This window comes from Streptomyces sp. 71268 (assembly GCF_029392895.1).
In the GTDB taxonomy this organism is placed as follows: Bacteria; Actinomycetota; Actinomycetes; order Streptomycetales; family Streptomycetaceae; genus Streptomyces.
The window spans coordinates 374,545-390,860 of record NZ_CP114200.1 but is presented as its reverse complement, the minus strand read 5'-3'; the positions used below and the strand labels follow the sequence as shown (position 1 = coordinate 390,860).

The following is a 16,316-nucleotide window of genomic DNA, read 5'->3' as shown; positions in this document are numbered from 1 at the left end:
GATGCGGAACAACGTGACGCGCGGTCGCGCGTCTCTGGCTCGCACCACCGCGCGCCTCGCCCTCGACGGCCCGGGCGCGCTCGAAAGACCTGCCCCGGCGCCGCCCTGGCACGGACACCACCACCGCGCGCCGGACGCCGCGCGCCCGTCGCGCGCCGATCGGCTCCGGCCCACCCGCGGCGACAGACCCACCGCCCCCGCGGCCCCCAGACGCCGCCGGGGCTAGCGGCCCCGCGCCCACGCCGCGCCGCCGTCGACGGCCGTACGCGGCGCTCATCCGGTACCCACCGGGCCCCGGCCTCAGCTCGCCGCGCCCGTGCGGCGGGCCGGGCCACGCGCGCCCGGGGCGCCACGCAGCCACGCCATGCCCCGTGCGGGCAGGACCACCGCCCGCGCGGCGGCGGGGCGGTGCCCCGCTCGCCCTCGTCGTGCGGGACGAGGGCGCCAGCGCGGCACCACACCCCGTGCTCACGCCGTGGCGCGGTGGCGCGCGCCCGCGCGTGGGTGGCCGCCGGTCGAGCGCGTGCCGGCGTACGAGCCGTGTGACCCGTACGGCGCGCGGCCCGTACGCCCCACCGCGCACCCCGCCCGTCGCGGTTCGCGGCACGCCCACAGCACCACACCGTCGCAATCGTCCACGGAGGCGCGCGGCGGACCCGTCCACGCCAGCCGCCGCGCGGCCCGGCGTTCGCGACAGGACCGCGCGCCCCCTGGCAGGAAGGACACCCTCAGGTGCTCACTTCGCACCACCCCCACGCACCGGACGCACCACCGGCTCCGAACGGGACGCGGCAGGGCATACCCCGCCCCGGCGGGCACGTGCTGGCCGTCGGCATACCCGGGCAGCGTCTGGAACGGCTCACCCAGACGCTGCGGTCCACCGGTCACGAGGTGAGCCACGCCGAGCCGGGACAGGTCAGCGCCCGTCTCCAACAGGCCCCGCCGGACGCCATCGTCGCGCTCGACGACGAACGCGCGGGGCTCGCCGTGGTCCGCGAGGTGCGGTCCGCGCCCGCCGGCGGCGCACTGCCGCTGCTCGTCGTCACCGCCCACCCGGGACCGGCCGGCGTGGTGGACGTGCTGCGCCACGGGGCCGACGACTGTGTCGCCGAGACCTCCGACCCAGCGGAGCTGTCCGCGCGCATCGAGGCCAAGCTGCGCCGGGTGCCGGTGCCGGTCGAAAGCCTGCTGCTTGACCCGCGCACCGGCCTGTACTCAAGCCCGCACTTCCTCGACGAACTCGACCGGGAGCTGGGGCGCCCGGTGGCCGGGCGTCGGGCCGGGGTGCTGGCCGTGGTCGCCGTCGCCGAGATGCCCGCCCTGGAAGCACGCCTGGGTCAGCGCGTGCGACGCGAGGTCGCCGAGCGGCTGGCCGGCGTCGCCGAGCGCGCCGGCGGCCCCAGCGACCGACTTGGCTGGGACGACGACGGCCACCTGCTGATGCTGCTGCCCGGCGTTGACGAGGACACGGCGCGCGCCACCCTCCAGGACTTCGCCCGCCAGGTCGCCGGGACCCGCTTCATCGTCGCCGACGAGAACGTGCGCCTGACCCCGGCCGTCGGCTGGGCCCCGCTGGCCGACTGCGCGCGGCGCGAGCAGCCCGTCGAACGCGCCAAGGACGCGGTCGCCGAGGCCATCCGCCACCGCGACCTGCGACCGGTGCTTTACGCGCCGTGGATGCGGGCCACACCGGACCGGCACCGCCGCCCGCGCCGCTCGCTCGGCGCCGCCGTCAAGCTGCTGCTGAACACCCTGTCGCCGCTGCTCGTGCTGGCCCTCGGCGTCGGCGCTCCGTTCGTCTTCTACCAGCAGACCTACGCGCACGGCTGGGACGTGGGCTCCGTCGTGTACTGGATCGTGGTCGCCGGGCTGCTGGTCTCCGCCGCGCTGATCATCCTGGAGTGCCTGTACGCGCTGGACGCGACCCCGAGACCACAGCGACCGGCCCAGCCCTACCCGCCGGCCAGCGCCGTCATCGCCGCCTACCTCCCGAACGAGGCGGCGACCATCGTGGACACCGTCGAATCCTTCCTCCGACTCGACTACCCCGGCGAGTTGGAGATCGTCCTCGCGTACAACACCCCGCACCCGCTGCCCGTCGAGGAGACGCTGCGCGAGATCGCCCGCCGCGACCCGCGCCTGGTGCTGCTGCCGGTGGTCGGCAGCACCTCCAAGGCGCAGAACATCAACGCGGCCGTCACCCGGGTCCGCGGCGAGATGGTGGGCATCTTCGACGCCGACCACCACCCGGCCCGCGACGCCTTCCAACACGCCTGGCACTGGCTGTCCAACGGCTACGACGTGGTGCAGGGCCACTGCGTGATCCGCAACGGCGACAGCTCCTGGGTGGCCCGCCTGGTCGCCGTGGAGTTCGAGGCCATCTACGCCGTGAGCCACCCGGGGCGCACCCGCATGTACGGCTTCGGGGTCTTCGGCGGCTCCAACGGCTTCTGGCGCACCGACCTGCTGGCCCGTACCCGCATGCACGGCTCGATGCTCACCGAGGACATCGACTCCACGCTGCGCGCGCTCGGCGAGGGCGCCCGGTTCGCGATGGACCGCACCCTGATCTCCCGCGAGTTGGCCCCCACCCAACTCGGGCCGCTGTGGAACCAGCGCTCCCGCTGGGCGCAGGGCTGGCTCCAGGTCTCCCTCAAGCACCTGTGGCGCGCCCTGCGCTCACCCGTCTTCACCGCGCGGCAGAAGCTCGGCCTGACCGTCCTGCTCGGCTGGCGCGAGGTCCAACCCTGGCTGACCCTGCAGATCCTGCCCATCCTGCTGTACTCGATCTGGCGCGCCGGTGGCCCGGGCGAACTCGACTGGGCGGTGCCGATCTGCGTGCTCGCCATGCTGTTCACGCTGTCGGCCGGTGTGGTGCAGGCGTGCTTCGCCTGGCGACTCGCGGTGCCCGAACTGCGCCGCAGGCGCGCCTGGTTCTGGCGCTACCTGTTCGTGTCGACCTTCTTCTACTCCCACTTCAAGAACATCGTGGCCCGACAGGCGCACCTGAAGGAGGCGTTGGGGGACCGGCAGTGGCGCGTGACGCCGCGGGCCGCCGCGAAGGCGGTGGCCAGGCCGTGACCGCACCCTCGCCTTCCGCCGACCTGTCAGCCCGCATCCCGGCCCCCCGACGCGAGAGGGCCGCGCGCGGTGCGGACGCCGCCCCGGCCGAGGCCGCCGCTTCGGCCGAGGCCGCCGCCGCGCCCGCGCGCGCCGGCGCGACCGAGATCCAGAGCTTTCGCGGGATCGCCGCCCTCAGCACGGTCCTCTTCCACGTCTGGCAGCAGTACCACACCTACGACGCGCGGGGCTCCCACCCGCCGCTGGACAACCGCTTCCTCGGTGCCCTGATCTCCCTTGAGGTCATCGACTTCTTCTTCGTCCTGTCCGCGTACCTGCTCACCCTCTCCTACGCGCGCGCCGCGATCGACCAGGGCTCGGTGCGCCCGGCCCGGCTGTTCCTCTTCCGGCGCGCCATCCGCATCGTGCCGCTGTACTTCCTGGCCGTCCTGGTGGTGTGGGCCTCGCGCAACCCGTCCCTGCCGGGTGACTGGCGGGACCTGGTGGAGCACCTGACGTTCACGCACGTCTTCGACGGCGACCGCATCTTCTACACCCTCGGCCCCACCTGGTCGCTCTCGCTGGAGATCGTCTTCTATCTGACGCTGGTGGCCGTCGGACCGCTGGCGGTGCGCGCCTGCGGGAGGATCGGCACGCGCGGCGGGCGCGCGGCGCTGTGCGGCGCCGGCTGCACCGCCCTGTTCGCCGCCCCCCTGGCCTGGCTCGCCGTGGCCCGCTACGCGTGGGGCGTGCCGCACACCGACTGGGCGGCCTACTTCGGGCCGCAGGCCCGCTTCGGCGGCTTCGCGGCCGGCATGGGCCTGGCCGTGCTGACGGTGGCGCTCGACGGCCGGGGTAAGCTGCCCGGCTGGTGCTCGGCGGGCCTGTCGGCGGCATCGGCGGCCGGCCTCTGCGCGCTCTCGCTGTACTCCGCGCCGGAGAACTTCGTGTTCACCTTCTACCACCCCATCGCCAGCCTGCTGTGGGTCGTACTGCTCTACAGCACCCTGCATGCGGCGCGGCGGCTGCGCTGGCACCGACTGCTCCACACCCGCTGGCTCACCGGCGTCGGCCTGGTCAGCTACAGCCTCTTCATCTGGCACGAGCCGATCATGCTCCAGTTGCACAAGGTCGGCCTGCTGCCGCAGGGGCCGGAGGGCTTTCCGCTCGCGCTGCTCATCGTGCTGGCGGTGTCGATCCCCGTGGCGGTGGCGAGCTACTGGTTCATCGAGTACCCGTCGAGCCTGCTAGGCAGGTTGAAGGACTCCTCGGGCAAGCCGCGCGACTTCTACCCGGAGGTGGCCCGCTGACCGCCGGCCCGGCCGGCCAACCCCGGCCGGGCACCCGCCCGTTCCCGCGACCCGTCGAGGCGCACGACCCGCGAGCGTACGGAGGCCCGGCCGACCCGGAGGGCTGAGGTGGAGAACGCCGGCCGCCTCGGTGGGGCTACTCAGGACGATCGAGGTAGCCGCGCGAGTCGGCGGCGCTCAGGACGGGGGAGGCGGCGTGTGGCTCAGGCGTCGTGCCGGGCGTCGGGGGCGTCGGACCACCGCGCCGCAGCCACAGCGCGGCGCCGGCGAACAGCACGGTGCCGCCGAGCAGCCAGCGCGGCGGGCCCGCCGGGAGGAAGCCGATGACCAAGCCGGTCAGGGCCGCCGTCAGTTGCAGCGCGAGGGACTGGACGGACAGTGCCGTGGCCCGGCCCGCGCTGGCCACCCGGCGGTGCAGGAGGTCGTTCTCACTCGGCCCCGCCGCCCCGAGGCCGAGGTAGACCAGCGCGTAGCCGACGGCCGCGAGGACCGTGGAGCCCACCCCTGAGAACGCGGCGGTGGCGCCGAGCAGTAGCACGCCGCTCGCGCTCGCGCCGAGACTCACCAGGATCGCGCGTTCGGAACCGCCCGCGAGCCGGGCGGCCAGTGGGGCGAGGTGACTGCCGAGGGCGTGGCAGAGGAACCCGGCGCAGGCGAGGGCGGCGAAGAGGACCGCCCCCGACTCGGTCGTGCCCGTGAGGGCCGCGGCGCGGCCCGGCGTGAGCAACTCGATGGTGGCCAGCGCTCCGCCGGCGGCCCCCGCGCTGAGGAGCACGCGTCGGACCAGCCCGTCGCGGCTCGCGAGCCGCAGCCCGTCCAGCACCGTGGCCGGGACGCCGCGGAGTACGTCGCGCGCGCTGGCCGCCGGTCGGGGCGGCTCCCGCAGCGCGGCCAGCACGTACAGCACGAAGACGACCTCGACGGCCGCGCCCAGCAGCATCGGAACGGACAGCGGCAGCACCAACCCGGAGGTCGCCGTGCCCAGTCGTGCGCCGAGGTCGGGGCCGAGCCCGAGCAGCCAGGGAAGGGCGCCGCCGACGAGGGTGCCGGTGGCGAGCGCGGCCGAGGTCGCGGCGGCGCCGCGGGCCAGACCGGTGCGCAACTCGGCGTCGGGCCCGCAGTGCGCCTGGACGGTGTCCACGTACCAGGCTTCGGCCGGCCCGCTGGACAGGGCACGCCCCGCGCCCACCAGGGCCATGCCCAGGCCGAGCAGCCAGGGAGCGGAGCCCAGGCCCACCAGGACCAGGGCCACCATGTTGAGCAGGCCGGCGGTGGCCAGGACGGCGCGCCGTCCGAGGACGTCGGACAGCCCTCCGGTGGGCAGCTCCAGCGCGGCGGCGGTCAGGGAGTGCGCGGCGAAGAACCCCGCGATGGCCGCCATGGTCATGCCGCGCTCGGTGAACAGCAGGACCTGGGGAGCGATGGCCAGCCCCAGCGGCAGCCAGAACAGCACGCAGACCGTGCTGTAGCGGCGCCGCGCGGTGCGTATGACCGGCGGTTCCGTCATGACGCGTCGTCGGCGTGCGGCGCGGTGGGGGAGGGCGCGTCCGGCTCCGTGCCGTGGTCGCGGGGGGCCAGGGGCAGCCCGGCGGTCAGCAGGACGACCTGTGTGGCGCGCGGGTCGTGTGCGTCGCGGGTGGTCAGCTCCGCCAGTTTCCGGTCGAGCACCTCCCAGAGTTCGGTGAGCGACTCGGGGGTCAGCCGGGGCAGCAGGTCGTTGATCCCGGAAGGCTCCACCCACTCCTGTCCCAACCGCCCCTCGGCGACATCGGCCTCGTGCCGGGCGAGCGATGCCTCCAGGTGCTCGATCTGGGCCCTGCGCGACGCGTTGACGTAGGCGCGGCTGTTTGGTGAGGCTTCCATGGCCGCGTTGCTCCAGGAGGTCACGTCGTGCACGGCCCGCCAGCGGCGCTCCCGCCCGTCCCGGTGCTCGGCCTCGGCCACGAACGCGTACTTCGCCAGGACGCGCAGGTGGTAGCTGGTGGCGGCGGACGACTCCCCGGTCCTGGCGGCCAGCTCGCTCGCGGTGGCCGGACCGTCCTGGCGCAGCAGTCCCAGGAGCCGGATGCGCAACGGGTGCGTCAGCGCCTTCAGGGCCGCCGCGTCCCGCTCGGGGTCGAGCACACGTCGGTGCTGTTCGTCGTTCGGCATGACGGGAGGTTAGAGCGGTTCGGCAACTTTCCAAAAGTATTTTTGCAGAATTTATTTTGGGATGTCGCCGAGCGAGGCGGCGCCTCGTCCATGGGGGTGGGCGTGGGGCTGGCGTGGAGGTGGCGGGCCGCGCGGGAGTGGGCGGGCCGCGGGTTCGGGGTGTACGGGCCTGTCGACCGCCACTGTGGCGTGAACTCCCGCTGGACGGGGCTCAGTTGGCCGAGGGGTGCCCGTCCGGGACGTCCAGCGCCGGGGCGATGACCGCGAAGGCGTCGTCGAGCAACGCGATGGGGTCCTCGCGGCCGTCGCTGGCGCTCCAGCGGTGGAGGACGGTGTCGAAGGCGGTGAGGGCCATGCCGGCGGCCAGTCGCGGGTACAGCTCCGCGTCGGCGTCGAGCCCGAGTCGGCCCGCCAGTTCCCGCGTCAACTCCTCGCGCCACTGTGCCTGTCGCTCCAGGAAGCGTCCGAGCAGGGCCGGGGTGCGCAGGATGAGTTGGACCACGCCCAGCGCCCGGTCGACGTGGTCGCCGCAGGCGGCGATGGGAACCCGCACGGCGTGCAGCAGCGCGGCCGAGGGGCGTTCGTCGACGGGGCGGGCCGCCAGCTCGGTGCGCATGCCGTCGCCGAGGTCGGCCAGGAGCTGGACGACCACGTCCTCCTTCGACGCGAAGTAGCGGAAGAAGGTCCGCTTGGACACGCCCGCGGTGTTGGCGATCTCGTCGATGGTGACCGCGTCGAACCCCTCGCGCGCCAGCAGTTGCAGCGCCGCCTCGGTCAGCTCGTGCGCGACGAGCTGCCGCTTGCGCTCGGCCATGCTCACTTCGGGGCGGGTACTCACCCTGTCATCGTAACCCCATGCCTTACGTGTCACTCGGTGACAGCTTGACACCAAGTGACAGTGAGGGCAATCTGTGCCGCATGAAACAGCAGTGGAGCGCCGAGCAGATGCCGGACCAGAGCGGGCGGGTGTGCGTCGTGACCGGGGCCAACAGTGGTCTCGGCCTGGCCACGACCCGGGCCCTCGCCCGTCGGGGCGGGCACGTCGTACTCGCCGTACGGGACGAGGAGAAGGGGCGCCGGGCCGTCGCGCGGATCACCGCCGAGCAGCCGAACGCCAGCCTTGAGGTGCGCCCGCTCGACCTCGCCGACCTCGACTCGGTCCGCGCCTTCGCCGAGCGGTTGCGCGCCGACCACCCGCGGTTGGACCTGCTTCTCAACAACGCCGGCGTGATGGCGCCGCCCAGGTCGCTCAGCGCGCAGGGCCACGAGGTGCAGTTCGCCTGCAACCACCTCGGCCACTTCGCGCTGACCGGGCTCCTGTTGGACGCCCTGACCACGGGGCGCGATCCGCGCGTGGTGACGGTCAGCTCGATCAACCACCACAAGGCGCGCCTGCGCTTCGACGACATCCACGGCGAGCGCGGCTACGCGCCCATGGCGTTCTACAACCAGTCGAAGCTGGCCAACGCCGTCTTCGGGCGGGAGTTGCACCGCAGGCTGAGCGCGGCCCACAGCCCGGTGCGCAGCGTGCTCGCCCATCCCGGATACACGGCCACCAACCTGCAGAGCAGCGCGCCGGTCGGCCGTTGGCGGCTCCTGCTCGGCATCGCCACGCCGATCTTCGCCCAGCGCCCGGAGCGCGGCGCGCTGCCCCAGTTGTACGCGGCGACGGCGCCGGACGTGGCCGGCGGCGAGTTCATCGGGCCGGCCGGGCCGGGCGAACTGCGCGGCGCGCCGACCCGGGTCCGCCCGTCCGCCACGGCCGACGACGCGGCCGTCGGCCGCCGGCTGTGGGAGCTGTCGGAGCGCCTGACGGAGGTGCGCTACGCCCTGGTGAGCGCCGACTGAACCGGCCGCGCCGGCGCGCGGCCGAGCCCCGCGCGCCAACGCCGGCCGAGTCCCCGCCCAGCCCCGCGCGCCCAACGCGGACCGGCCCCGCCGAGCCGTGCGCTCGACGAGGCCGGTCCGCGCGAAGCGGGTTACGCCCCGTGCAGCGAGGCCGCGAACGTGGTGGCGTCCCAGGTGCCGGACAGGGCCGGGGACAGCCAACTGGCCGCCGCCGCGCGGAAGTCCGCCGGCGGCAGCGCGCCGGCGCCCTCGGGCAGGGCACCGACCAGCGGTGCGTCGGCCACCTCGGGCATGTCCGAGAGGTTGCAGCGGGTGGCGAGGTCGGGGGAGTGCGGGAAGCTGCCGAAGACGACGCCGAGACAGGTCAGGTCGCGCGAGCGCAGGGCCTCCGTGGTCAGCGCCGCGGCGTTGAGCGTGCCCAGACCCGCGCGCGCCACCACGAGCACCGGCGCGTCCAGCAGTTGGGCCACGTCCGCCAGCGTGGAGCCCGCGTCGTCAAGGCGTACGAGCAACCCGCCAGCGCCCTCGATCAGCACCAGGTCGTGGCTCTCGGCCAACTTCCGGGCCGCCCGCTCGACCTCGCGCGGGCGCACCGGCGCACGCCCGGCGCGGCGGGCCGCCGTGGCCGGGGCCAGCGGGTCGGGGAAGCGGGCCAACTCGGCCCCGGTCACGGCCTCGCCGGCTAGCCGCCGCACCTCGGCCACATCGCCCGGCTCACCCGTTTCCATACCGGTCTGCGCCGGCTTGAGCACGGCCACCGAGCGGCCGTGTGCCAGGGCCACGGCCGCCACCGCGGCCGTTGTCACGGTCTTGCCGATCTCCGTGTCCGTGCCGGTGACGATCACCGTGCTCATCGTGCGGTCCACGCCTTTCTGTTGTGCTCTCTCGTGCTCCCCCTCGGGGGCGCCGGATGGTGGCGCCCCCGAGGGAGGCGGTCAGTTTCCGCTCGCGTGCGCGGCGGCGAGCATGGCCGCCGTGATGCGGGCCAGGTCCGTGTCGTCGGTGACGTACGGCGGCATCGTGTAGATCAGGTCGCGGAAGGGGCGCAACCACACGCCGCTCCGTATCGCCGCCTGGGAGGCCGCCGCCATCCGCGCCTCGTCCAGCGGGCGCTCCAACTGGATGACGCCGATCGCGCCGAGCACCCGTACCGATGCCACGCCCGGCAGTTCGGCCGCCTCGGCCAGGCCCTCGCGCAGGCCGGCCTCGACGCGCTTGACCTCGGTCTGCCAGTCGCCGGACAGCAGCAGGTCGATGGAGGCGTTGGCGACCGCGGTGGCCAGCGGGTTGCCCATGAAGGTGGGCCCGTGCGCGAGCACCGGCACCTCGCCCTGGGATATGCCCTCGGCCACCCGCGGCGTGCACAGGGCGGCCGCCAGGGTGAGGTAGCCGCTGGTGAGCGCCTTGCCCACGCACATCACATCCGGGGTGACCCCCGCGTGGTCGGCCGCGAAGAGCGCGCCGGTGCGGCCGAAGCCGGTGGCGATCTCGTCGAAGACCAGCAGCACCCCGTACTCGTCGCACGCCGCCCGCAGCGCGCGCAGGTAGCCGGGGGAGTGGAAGCGCATGCCCCCCGCGTTCTGCACCACCGGCTCGACGATGACCGCCGCCAACTCCTCGGCGTGCTCGGCTATCAGCGCGCGCAGCGACTCGACGTAGCCGGCGTCGGGTTCGGCGTCGAAGCCGGCGGGCGGCTGGTCGGCGAAGACCTGCTGGGGCAGCACGCCCTGCCAGATCTGGTGCATGCCGCCGACCGGGTCGCACACCGACATCGGCTGCCAGGTGTCGCCGTGGTAGCCGCCGCGCCAGGTGAGCAGCCGCTGCTTAGCCGGCTTGCCGACCGAGCGCCAGTACTGGAGGCACATCTTGATCGCGACCTCGACCGACACCGAGCCGGAGTCGGCCAGGAAGACGTGCTCAAGCCCCTCGGGCGTGATCTCCACCAGCTTGCTGGCCAGCCGGATGGCGGGCTCGTGGGTGAGCCCGCCGAACATCACGTGGCTCATCCGGCCCAACTGGTCCCGGGCGGCCGCGTTGAGCACCGGGTGGTTGTAGCCGTGGATGGCCGACCACCAGGACGCCATCCCGTCGACCAGTTCGTCGACGCCGTCCACCGGCTCTGCCAACCGCAGCCTGACCCCGGACGCGGACTCCACCAGCAGCGGGCGCTGCCGCCCGGGCATCGGCCCGTACGGGTGCCACACGTGCCGCTGGTCCAGGTCGAGGAGGTGCGCGGGGCTCATCGGTTCAGGCATTGGGCGGCAGGTCCGTTCCCGCTCCCCGGCGGCGCACCGACACCAGGTCGGCGTGCGAGCCGTCGCCCGCCTTCGTGCCACCGGCCGTCGCGCCGACCGGCTCGGGCTGCCGCGCCGGGGCGTCGTCCGCGCCGCACGGGCCACAGCCACCGCCGTGCTCACCACCGCCGTGCCCGCCGCAACCGCCGGCCGTGCCGGTCTCGGTGGCCGGCGCGCCGTCGGCCTGGGTGGCGTGCGAGCCGCAGGAACCCGCGGCCAGCGCGTCGGCCCGGTGCCGCGGCAGCGTCGTCGTGCCCGCGTCCTCCACCTCGAACCCGGCGTCGGCGATCATCGCCAGGTCGTCCTTGCCCGCCTGGCCCTCGCTGGTCAGGTAGTCGCCGAGGAAGATCGAGTTGACCAGGTGCAGCGCCAGCGGCTGCAGCGTGCGCAGGTGCAACTCGCGCCCGCCGGCCAGCCGCACCTCCACGTCGGGGCAGACGAACCGCACCATCGCCAGGATGCGCAGGCAGCGCTGCGGGGTCAGGTGCCACTCCTTGGCCAGCGGCGTGCCCTCGAACGGGATCAGGAAGTTGACCGGCACCGAGTCCGGGTCGAGCTCGCGGAGCGAGAAGACCACGTCCACCAGGTCGGCGTCGCTCTCGCCCATGCCCGCGATGAGACCCGAGCAGGCTGACATCCCCGCCGCCTGCGCCTGTTGGACGGTTTCGACCCGGTCCGCGTAGGTGTGGGTGCTCGTGATGGCCCCGTAGGTCGCCTCAGAGGTGTTGAGGTTGTGGTTGTACGCGTCGGCGCCGGCCGCGCGCAGCCGCTCGGCCTGCCCGTCGGACAGCAGCCCCAGGCACGCGCACACCTCCACGCCCTCGTGTCGCTCTTTGATGGCCGCGATCGTCTTGGAGACCCGGTCCACGTCGCGGTCGGTGGGCCCGCGCCCACTGGCGACCAGACAGACCCGCTTGGCGCCGCCCGCCACGCCGGCGGCGGCGGCCTTCGACGCCTCGTCGGCGCCCAGCCAGGTGTACTTGAGGATCTCGGCCTTCGACCCGAGCCGCTGCGAGCAGTACGAACAGTCCTCGGGGCACAACCCCGACTTCAGGTTCACCAGGTAGTTGAGCTTCACCCGGCGCCCAAACCACTCGCGGCGCACGCGACCGGCGGCGGCCACCACGTCCATCAGCTCGTCGTCGGACGTCGCCAACACGGCGAGTGCCTCGTCCCGGGTGGGCATCTCGCGCCGCAACCCCTTGTCCACCAGCGTCTTCAGCAGATCCATGGCGTTGATCCTGTCTCATGGCGCCGCCCTCGGCCAAGGAGAGATCGCACAACGACGCCGGTTGGACGTGTGTGCATCACCACACCCTGTCCGGACGCGTGGCCGGATACGTTCTATGCGAACCCCACAGAACCCGAGGGATGGCCGATGTCTGAGCACGCTCCGCCCGCAGCCCAGGCCGAGGGCGCGTTCGGCTGGCTCGACGCGCGGCGCGCGGAGCGCGAGCGCGCCGGGCTCGTGCGCACCCTGCGGCCCCGGCAGGCCACTTCGCCCCTGCTCGACCTGGCCAGCAACGACTACCTCGGGCTGGCCAGGCACCCCGAGGTGACGGCCGCGGCCGCCGCGGCGGCCGAGCGCTGGGGCGCGGGCTCGACCGGCTCCCGCCTCGTCACCGGCACCACGGCGCTGCACGGGGAACTGGAGGCGGAACTGGCCGCCTTCTGCGGCTTCGAGGCGGCCCTGGTCTTCTCCTCCGGGTACGCGGCCAACCTCGCCGCCGTGACCGCGCTCAGCTCCCGCGAGTCGCTGATCGTCTCCGACGCCGACAACCACGCCTCGCTCATCGACGGCTGTCGGCTCTCCCGCGCCCACACCCTGGTCGCCCCGCACGCCGACCCGGCCGCCGTGCGCAAGCTCCTCGACCAGCCGCCCGGGCGCTACGCGTCGGCGCTTGCCGTCACCGACACCCTGTTCTCCGTGGACGGCGACGCCGCCCCGCTGCCCGACCTGGCCGCCGCCTGCCGCGAACACGGAGCGGGGTTGCTCATCGACGACGCCCACGGCCTGGGCGTGCTCGGCGCGCGGGGGCGCGGCGCGGCACACACCGCGGGGCTCGCCGGGGCGCCCGACGTGGTCGCCACCGTCACCCTCTCCAAGTCGCTCGGCAGCCAGGGCGGCGCGGTGCTCGGCCCGGCACGGGTCATCGAGCACCTGGTCAACGCGGCCCGCACCTTCATCTTCGACACCGGCCTCAACCCGGCCGCCACCGGCGCGGCCCTGGCGGCCCTGCGGCTGTTGCGCCGCGAACCGGAGCGCGCCGAGCGGGTGCGTGCCGTGGCCGGCGCGCTCTACCGCCGGCTGTCGGACGCGGGGCTCGCGGCCGTGCGCCCGGACGCCGCCGTGGTCTCCGTCCGCGCTCCGTCCCCGGACCAGGCGCTCGCCTGGGCCGCGCGGTGCCGCGCGGCGGGCCTGGTGGTGGGGTGCTTCCGGCCCCCGTCGGTGCCGGACGGCGTCTCCCGGTTGCGGCTCACCGCCCGCGCCGACCTGACGGACGAGCAGGTGGCCACGGCCGTCGCCACGATAGCGGCGACGGCCTGACGCCGGCGGCTCCCATTTATCGGTTCGACGGCCGAAATCCCCTGCCAGGCAAGAGAGTTCACCGCTTCGAGGGACAGATTTCCGAGTATCAACGGGGATGGCGGACCGCTCCGCCGCCGTGGGTGGCACCCTGACGCGCAGAGTCGTCGGAGGGCCGGTGCGACTCCGCGTACGGCGCGGGCGTCGGGGCGGGTCGTGCGGTGCGAAAGGGACATCGTCGCCATGGCAGATCACCAGGAAGCATCCGTCACCCTGCCGAGCGCGCCCGCGTCGGTCACCGCCGCCCGAAGATACGTCAGCACGGTGCTCGCGGACTGGGGGCTGCCGGTCGACACGGACACCGCCGACAAGGTGCGCCTGATCGTCTCCGAACTGGCCACCAACGCCGTGCAGCACACCCGCGGCATGTCGCCCACCTTCACCGTGGAGGTGGTGCTCGACCATGACGGGTTGTTACGCGTCGGCGTGACGGACAGCCACCCGCGCTTCCCGCGCCGGCTGCCGGCCGCAGTGCAGCAGGACAACGGCCGTGGCATGGTCATCATTCGCTGTCTGATGGCGGAGTCCGGCGGCCGGCTGTCGTTCGCGCGCACGCCCGAGGGCGGCAAGACGGTGTGGATCGCCCTGCCGTGGGCCGTGCCGGTGCGCTAGCGGGCTCCGGGCCCGCGAGATCCCTGGCCGTCTCCCGCGCGCGCCGCGTGCGCGGTTTCCTCGCGTGGGCGCCCGCGTCGCGTCGCGTCGGCGCCCGCGGCGGAGCGGGGGCGCGGTGGAGTCGGGCGCTGGGCGCCGGGCGTCGGTGGTGCTGGTTGGCTAACCCACCCGCCCGTAAGTGACGTTCTTGCTCCAGATCCGTTCGAGCCGCACCACCGCGCCGGTCTTGGGCGCGTGCCAGATCCGGTTGTGGCCCGCGTAGATGCCCACGTGGTAGACAGACTGGCCGGAGCGGAAGAAGACCAGGTCGCCCCGGGTGCGCGTGGTGGTGGGCACCTTCTGGGCCTCGTTGTACTGCCCGGCGGCGGTGCGCGGCAGCTTCTTGCCCGCCTGCTTGAACGCGTACTGGGTCAGTCCGGAACAGTCGAAGCGGTGCGGCCCCGAGGCGCCCCACCTGTACGGGGCGCCCTCCTTGGAGGCCGCGACGCGCAGGGCGTCCATGCCCGGCGACGCCGCCACCGCCTCCGGCGCCCACGGCGTCAGCAGGGACGCGCCAACGGCGGCGGCGGTGAGCGCCGACGCGGTGCCGAGCCGGGACAGTAGGGGAACCTTGGTCCGTTTGCGCGTGTTCATGCGCAACCCTTCGTCGGCCGCCCGCGAAGGGGGCCGCTGGCCCGAGCCCCGGCCGTGCGGCCCGGGGTTCCTCCGCCCCGCCGGTGTCCAGGTGTCGACCAGTCACCCGGAACGGCGGCGGGTTCAGGCGTCCGCCCGGGCCGCCCCGTCGCTGTCGGCGGGGGCTTGTCGTCCCAGGGATCGTCACGCACCGGGTCGGCGATTCCGAGCTGAAAAGGTGTCGTGTGATGTACGTCACTTATGGGCTGTTGGAGTGCTTCGTGTGCTTTTCGGCCGTCGCGCTCCCGCCGCCCCACCGCGCGGACCAGGCACGCGGCGGACGGGCGGCGGCGCCGGACGCGCAACTCGGGCCCACGGCTCACCGCGGCTCCCACTACGCCGTACGAAGGAGCCCAACCGGGGTGGGGTGTTGGAAACCCCGGCTCAGTGGGGCCGCTCCGGGGGCATGGTCACCTGTGCCGTGCGCCGCTCCCCGTCCAGCACCCGCAGGGCGCGCGCCAGCGTCGCGGCGTGCAACTCGCCCTCGCCCCGGTCGTGCATGAGCGTCAGCGCGTCGCGCAGCGCGCTCGCCTTGGCCACCAGCGCCTGCGCCGCGCGCAGGCTGCCGTAGGTGTCCCCGCCGCGCGCCGGGTTGATCCGTCCGAGCAGGTCCACCGCCTCCAGGTAGCGGTCGACGAGTTCGCCCTCCGCGCGCGTGAGGGCGGGCAGTGGGGGCAGCTCCGGTGGCAGCACGGTCGGTCACCGCAGGCCCAGCGGCACGCTGATGCGCTTGCGGCTGGTGGTGAGGCGGTCCACGAGTCCGTACTCCACGGCGCCCTGGGCGTCGAAGATCTTGTCGCGCTCGATGTCGTCGCGCACCCGCTCGACGGGCTGTCCCGTGTGCTCGGCCAGCATCTGTTCCAGCAGGTCCCGGGTGCGCAGCAGTTCGTTGGCGTGGATCTGGAGGTCCGAGGTCTCGCCCTGGATGGGCTGGCTCAGCGAGGGCTGGTGGATCAGCACCCGCGCGCCGGGCAGCGCGAGCCGCTTGCCGGGCGTGCCGGCGGCGAGCAGCACCGCGGCGGCCGACGCGGCCTGGCCCAGGCACACCGTCTCGACGTCGCACGTCACGAAGCGCATCGTGTCGTAGACGGCGGTCATCGCGGTGAAGGAGCCGCCGGGGGAGTTGATGTACAGCGAGATGTCCTGCTCGGGCGCCGCGTGCTCCAGGTGCATGAACTGGGCCATGAGGTCGTTGGCCGAGGTGTCGTCGATCGGCGTGCCGAGAAAGATGATGCGCTGCTCAAGGAGCTTGGAGTACGGGTCCATGGTGCGCACCCCGGTGCCGGTGCGCTCGGTGAACTCGGGCAGGACATAGCGGGCGGTGGGGTGGTCCATCGCGGTACCTCTCGTCGTCTCGTCCAGCGGCCTCGACGGGGCGGCCCGTACGTAAAAAATGTACAGGACGTACATCCCGTTAGAATGGGGAGCATGGCCTACGAGATTCCGGTGACGCAAGCCAGGGCAGAGCTCGCGGAGCTGATCAACCGCGTGGTGTACGGCGGTGAGCGGGTGGTCGTCACTCGGCACGGCAAGCCGCTCGTGGCCCTGGTATCCGCCGCTGACCTGCAACGACTCGAAGAACCCGAGGTGAGCGCGGACGAGCAGGTGATCAGCACCGTCTCCACGCTGCGCCCCGGCACGTCCGCTGCGGGCGAACGGCGCCGCTTCGGCATCGCGGCCGAACACCGGGGCGCGGAGGGCACCGGGCGACGGCCGGGCACCGAGGACTGAGGGCGGCACCGCCCACGTGCGCGACCAGGGGCGCGGTCGCGGTCCGACCCG

The 16,316-nt window shown here is 73.9% G+C and carries 15 protein-coding genes; 6 read left to right on the top strand and 9 right to left on the bottom strand.

The features are described 5' to 3' along the window. The first annotated feature begins 732 nt into the window (after window positions 1–732). On the top strand, window positions 733–3,081 hold the full coding sequence (locus tag OYE22_RS01380) for a glycosyltransferase (RefSeq protein ID WP_277318660.1): 2,349 nt from the start codon (window positions 733–735) through the stop codon (window positions 3,079–3,081). Continuing rightward, window positions 3,078–4,370 (top strand): acyltransferase, encoded by a 1,293-nt coding sequence (locus OYE22_RS01375; RefSeq protein ID WP_277318659.1) that lies wholly within the window; start codon window positions 3,078–3,080, stop codon window positions 4,368–4,370. Before OYE22_RS01380 ends, OYE22_RS01375 begins: the two co-directional genes overlap by 4 nt. Before the next feature lie 136 nt (window positions 4,371–4,506). On the opposite strand, the gene OYE22_RS01370 is transcribed toward OYE22_RS01375, so the two are convergent. The 3 genes from OYE22_RS01370 to OYE22_RS01360 form a co-directional block, all read right to left on the bottom strand. Beyond that, on the bottom strand, window positions 4,507–5,877 hold the full coding sequence (locus OYE22_RS01370; protein WP_277318658.1) for an MFS transporter: 1,371 nt from the start codon (window positions 5,875–5,877) through the stop codon (window positions 4,507–4,509). Next, window positions 5,874–6,521, bottom strand: a complete 648-nt coding sequence (locus OYE22_RS01365) for a winged helix-turn-helix domain-containing protein (RefSeq protein WP_277318657.1) — start codon at window positions 6,519–6,521, stop codon at window positions 5,874–5,876. The genes OYE22_RS01370 and OYE22_RS01365 overlap by 4 nt, the downstream gene beginning before the upstream one ends. A 211-nt stretch (window positions 6,522–6,732) precedes the next feature. Beyond that, window positions 6,733–7,335: a TetR family transcriptional regulator gene (locus tag OYE22_RS01360; RefSeq protein WP_277323935.1), complete on the bottom strand. Its 603-nt coding sequence runs from the start codon at window positions 7,333–7,335 to the stop codon at window positions 6,733–6,735. A 104-nt stretch (window positions 7,336–7,439) separates the two neighbouring features. Here OYE22_RS01360 and OYE22_RS01355 point away from each other — a divergent pair, with 104 nt between their 5' ends. Beyond that, a complete protein-coding gene (locus OYE22_RS01355; protein WP_277318656.1) occupies window positions 7,440–8,369 on the top strand; it encodes an oxidoreductase in 930 nt (309 codons plus the stop codon). 131 nt (window positions 8,370–8,500) lie between these two features. On the opposite strand, the gene bioD is transcribed toward OYE22_RS01355, so the two are convergent. The 3 genes from bioD to bioB form a co-directional block, all read right to left on the bottom strand. Beyond that, on the bottom strand, window positions 8,501–9,223 hold the full coding sequence (gene bioD, locus OYE22_RS01350) for a dethiobiotin synthase (protein ID WP_277318655.1): 723 nt from the start codon (window positions 9,221–9,223) through the stop codon (window positions 8,501–8,503). Between the two features lie 81 nt (window positions 9,224–9,304). Then, window positions 9,305–10,624 (bottom strand): adenosylmethionine--8-amino-7-oxononanoate transaminase, encoded by a 1,320-nt coding sequence (locus OYE22_RS01345; RefSeq protein ID WP_277318654.1) that lies wholly within the window; start codon window positions 10,622–10,624, stop codon window positions 9,305–9,307. Further along, window positions 10,617–11,894 (bottom strand): biotin synthase BioB, encoded by a 1,278-nt coding sequence (gene bioB / locus OYE22_RS01340; protein ID WP_277318653.1) that lies wholly within the window; start codon window positions 11,892–11,894, stop codon window positions 10,617–10,619. Before bioB ends, OYE22_RS01345 begins: the two co-directional genes overlap by 8 nt. A 147-nt stretch (window positions 11,895–12,041) precedes the next feature. Here bioB and OYE22_RS01335 point away from each other — a divergent pair, with 147 nt between their 5' ends. After that, the gene (locus tag OYE22_RS01335; RefSeq protein ID WP_277318652.1) at window positions 12,042–13,211 is read left to right on the top strand and encodes an 8-amino-7-oxononanoate synthase; all 1,170 of its coding nucleotides are present in this window, start codon (window positions 12,042–12,044) and stop codon (window positions 13,209–13,211) included. A 222-nt stretch (window positions 13,212–13,433) separates the two neighbouring features. Next, the gene (locus OYE22_RS01330) at window positions 13,434–13,862 is read left to right on the top strand and encodes an ATP-binding protein (protein WP_277318651.1); all 429 of its coding nucleotides are present in this window, start codon (window positions 13,434–13,436) and stop codon (window positions 13,860–13,862) included. 159 nt (window positions 13,863–14,021) lie between these two features. Here the strand turns inward: OYE22_RS01330 and OYE22_RS01325 are convergent, their stop codons facing one another. The 3 genes from OYE22_RS01325 to OYE22_RS01315 all read right to left on the bottom strand — a co-directional run bounded on the left by OYE22_RS01325 (window position 14,022) and on the right by OYE22_RS01315 (window position 15,869). Beyond that, the gene (locus OYE22_RS01325; protein WP_277318650.1) at window positions 14,022–14,495 is read right to left on the bottom strand and encodes a C40 family peptidase; all 474 of its coding nucleotides are present in this window, start codon (window positions 14,493–14,495) and stop codon (window positions 14,022–14,024) included. Between the two features lie 423 nt (window positions 14,496–14,918). Then, the gene (locus OYE22_RS01320) at window positions 14,919–15,227 is read right to left on the bottom strand and encodes a hypothetical protein (protein ID WP_277318649.1); all 309 of its coding nucleotides are present in this window, start codon (window positions 15,225–15,227) and stop codon (window positions 14,919–14,921) included. Between the two features lie 6 nt (window positions 15,228–15,233). Then, window positions 15,234–15,869, bottom strand: coding sequence for an ATP-dependent Clp protease proteolytic subunit (locus tag OYE22_RS01315; RefSeq protein ID WP_277318648.1), 636 nt, complete (start codon window positions 15,867–15,869; stop codon window positions 15,234–15,236). Window positions 15,870–15,962: 93 nt separating this feature from the next. Between OYE22_RS01315 and OYE22_RS01310 the strand changes: the two genes are divergently transcribed. Continuing rightward, window positions 15,963–16,265, top strand: coding sequence for a type II toxin-antitoxin system Phd/YefM family antitoxin (locus OYE22_RS01310; RefSeq protein ID WP_277318647.1), 303 nt, complete (start codon window positions 15,963–15,965; stop codon window positions 16,263–16,265). Window positions 16,266–16,316: the final 51 nt, after the last annotated feature.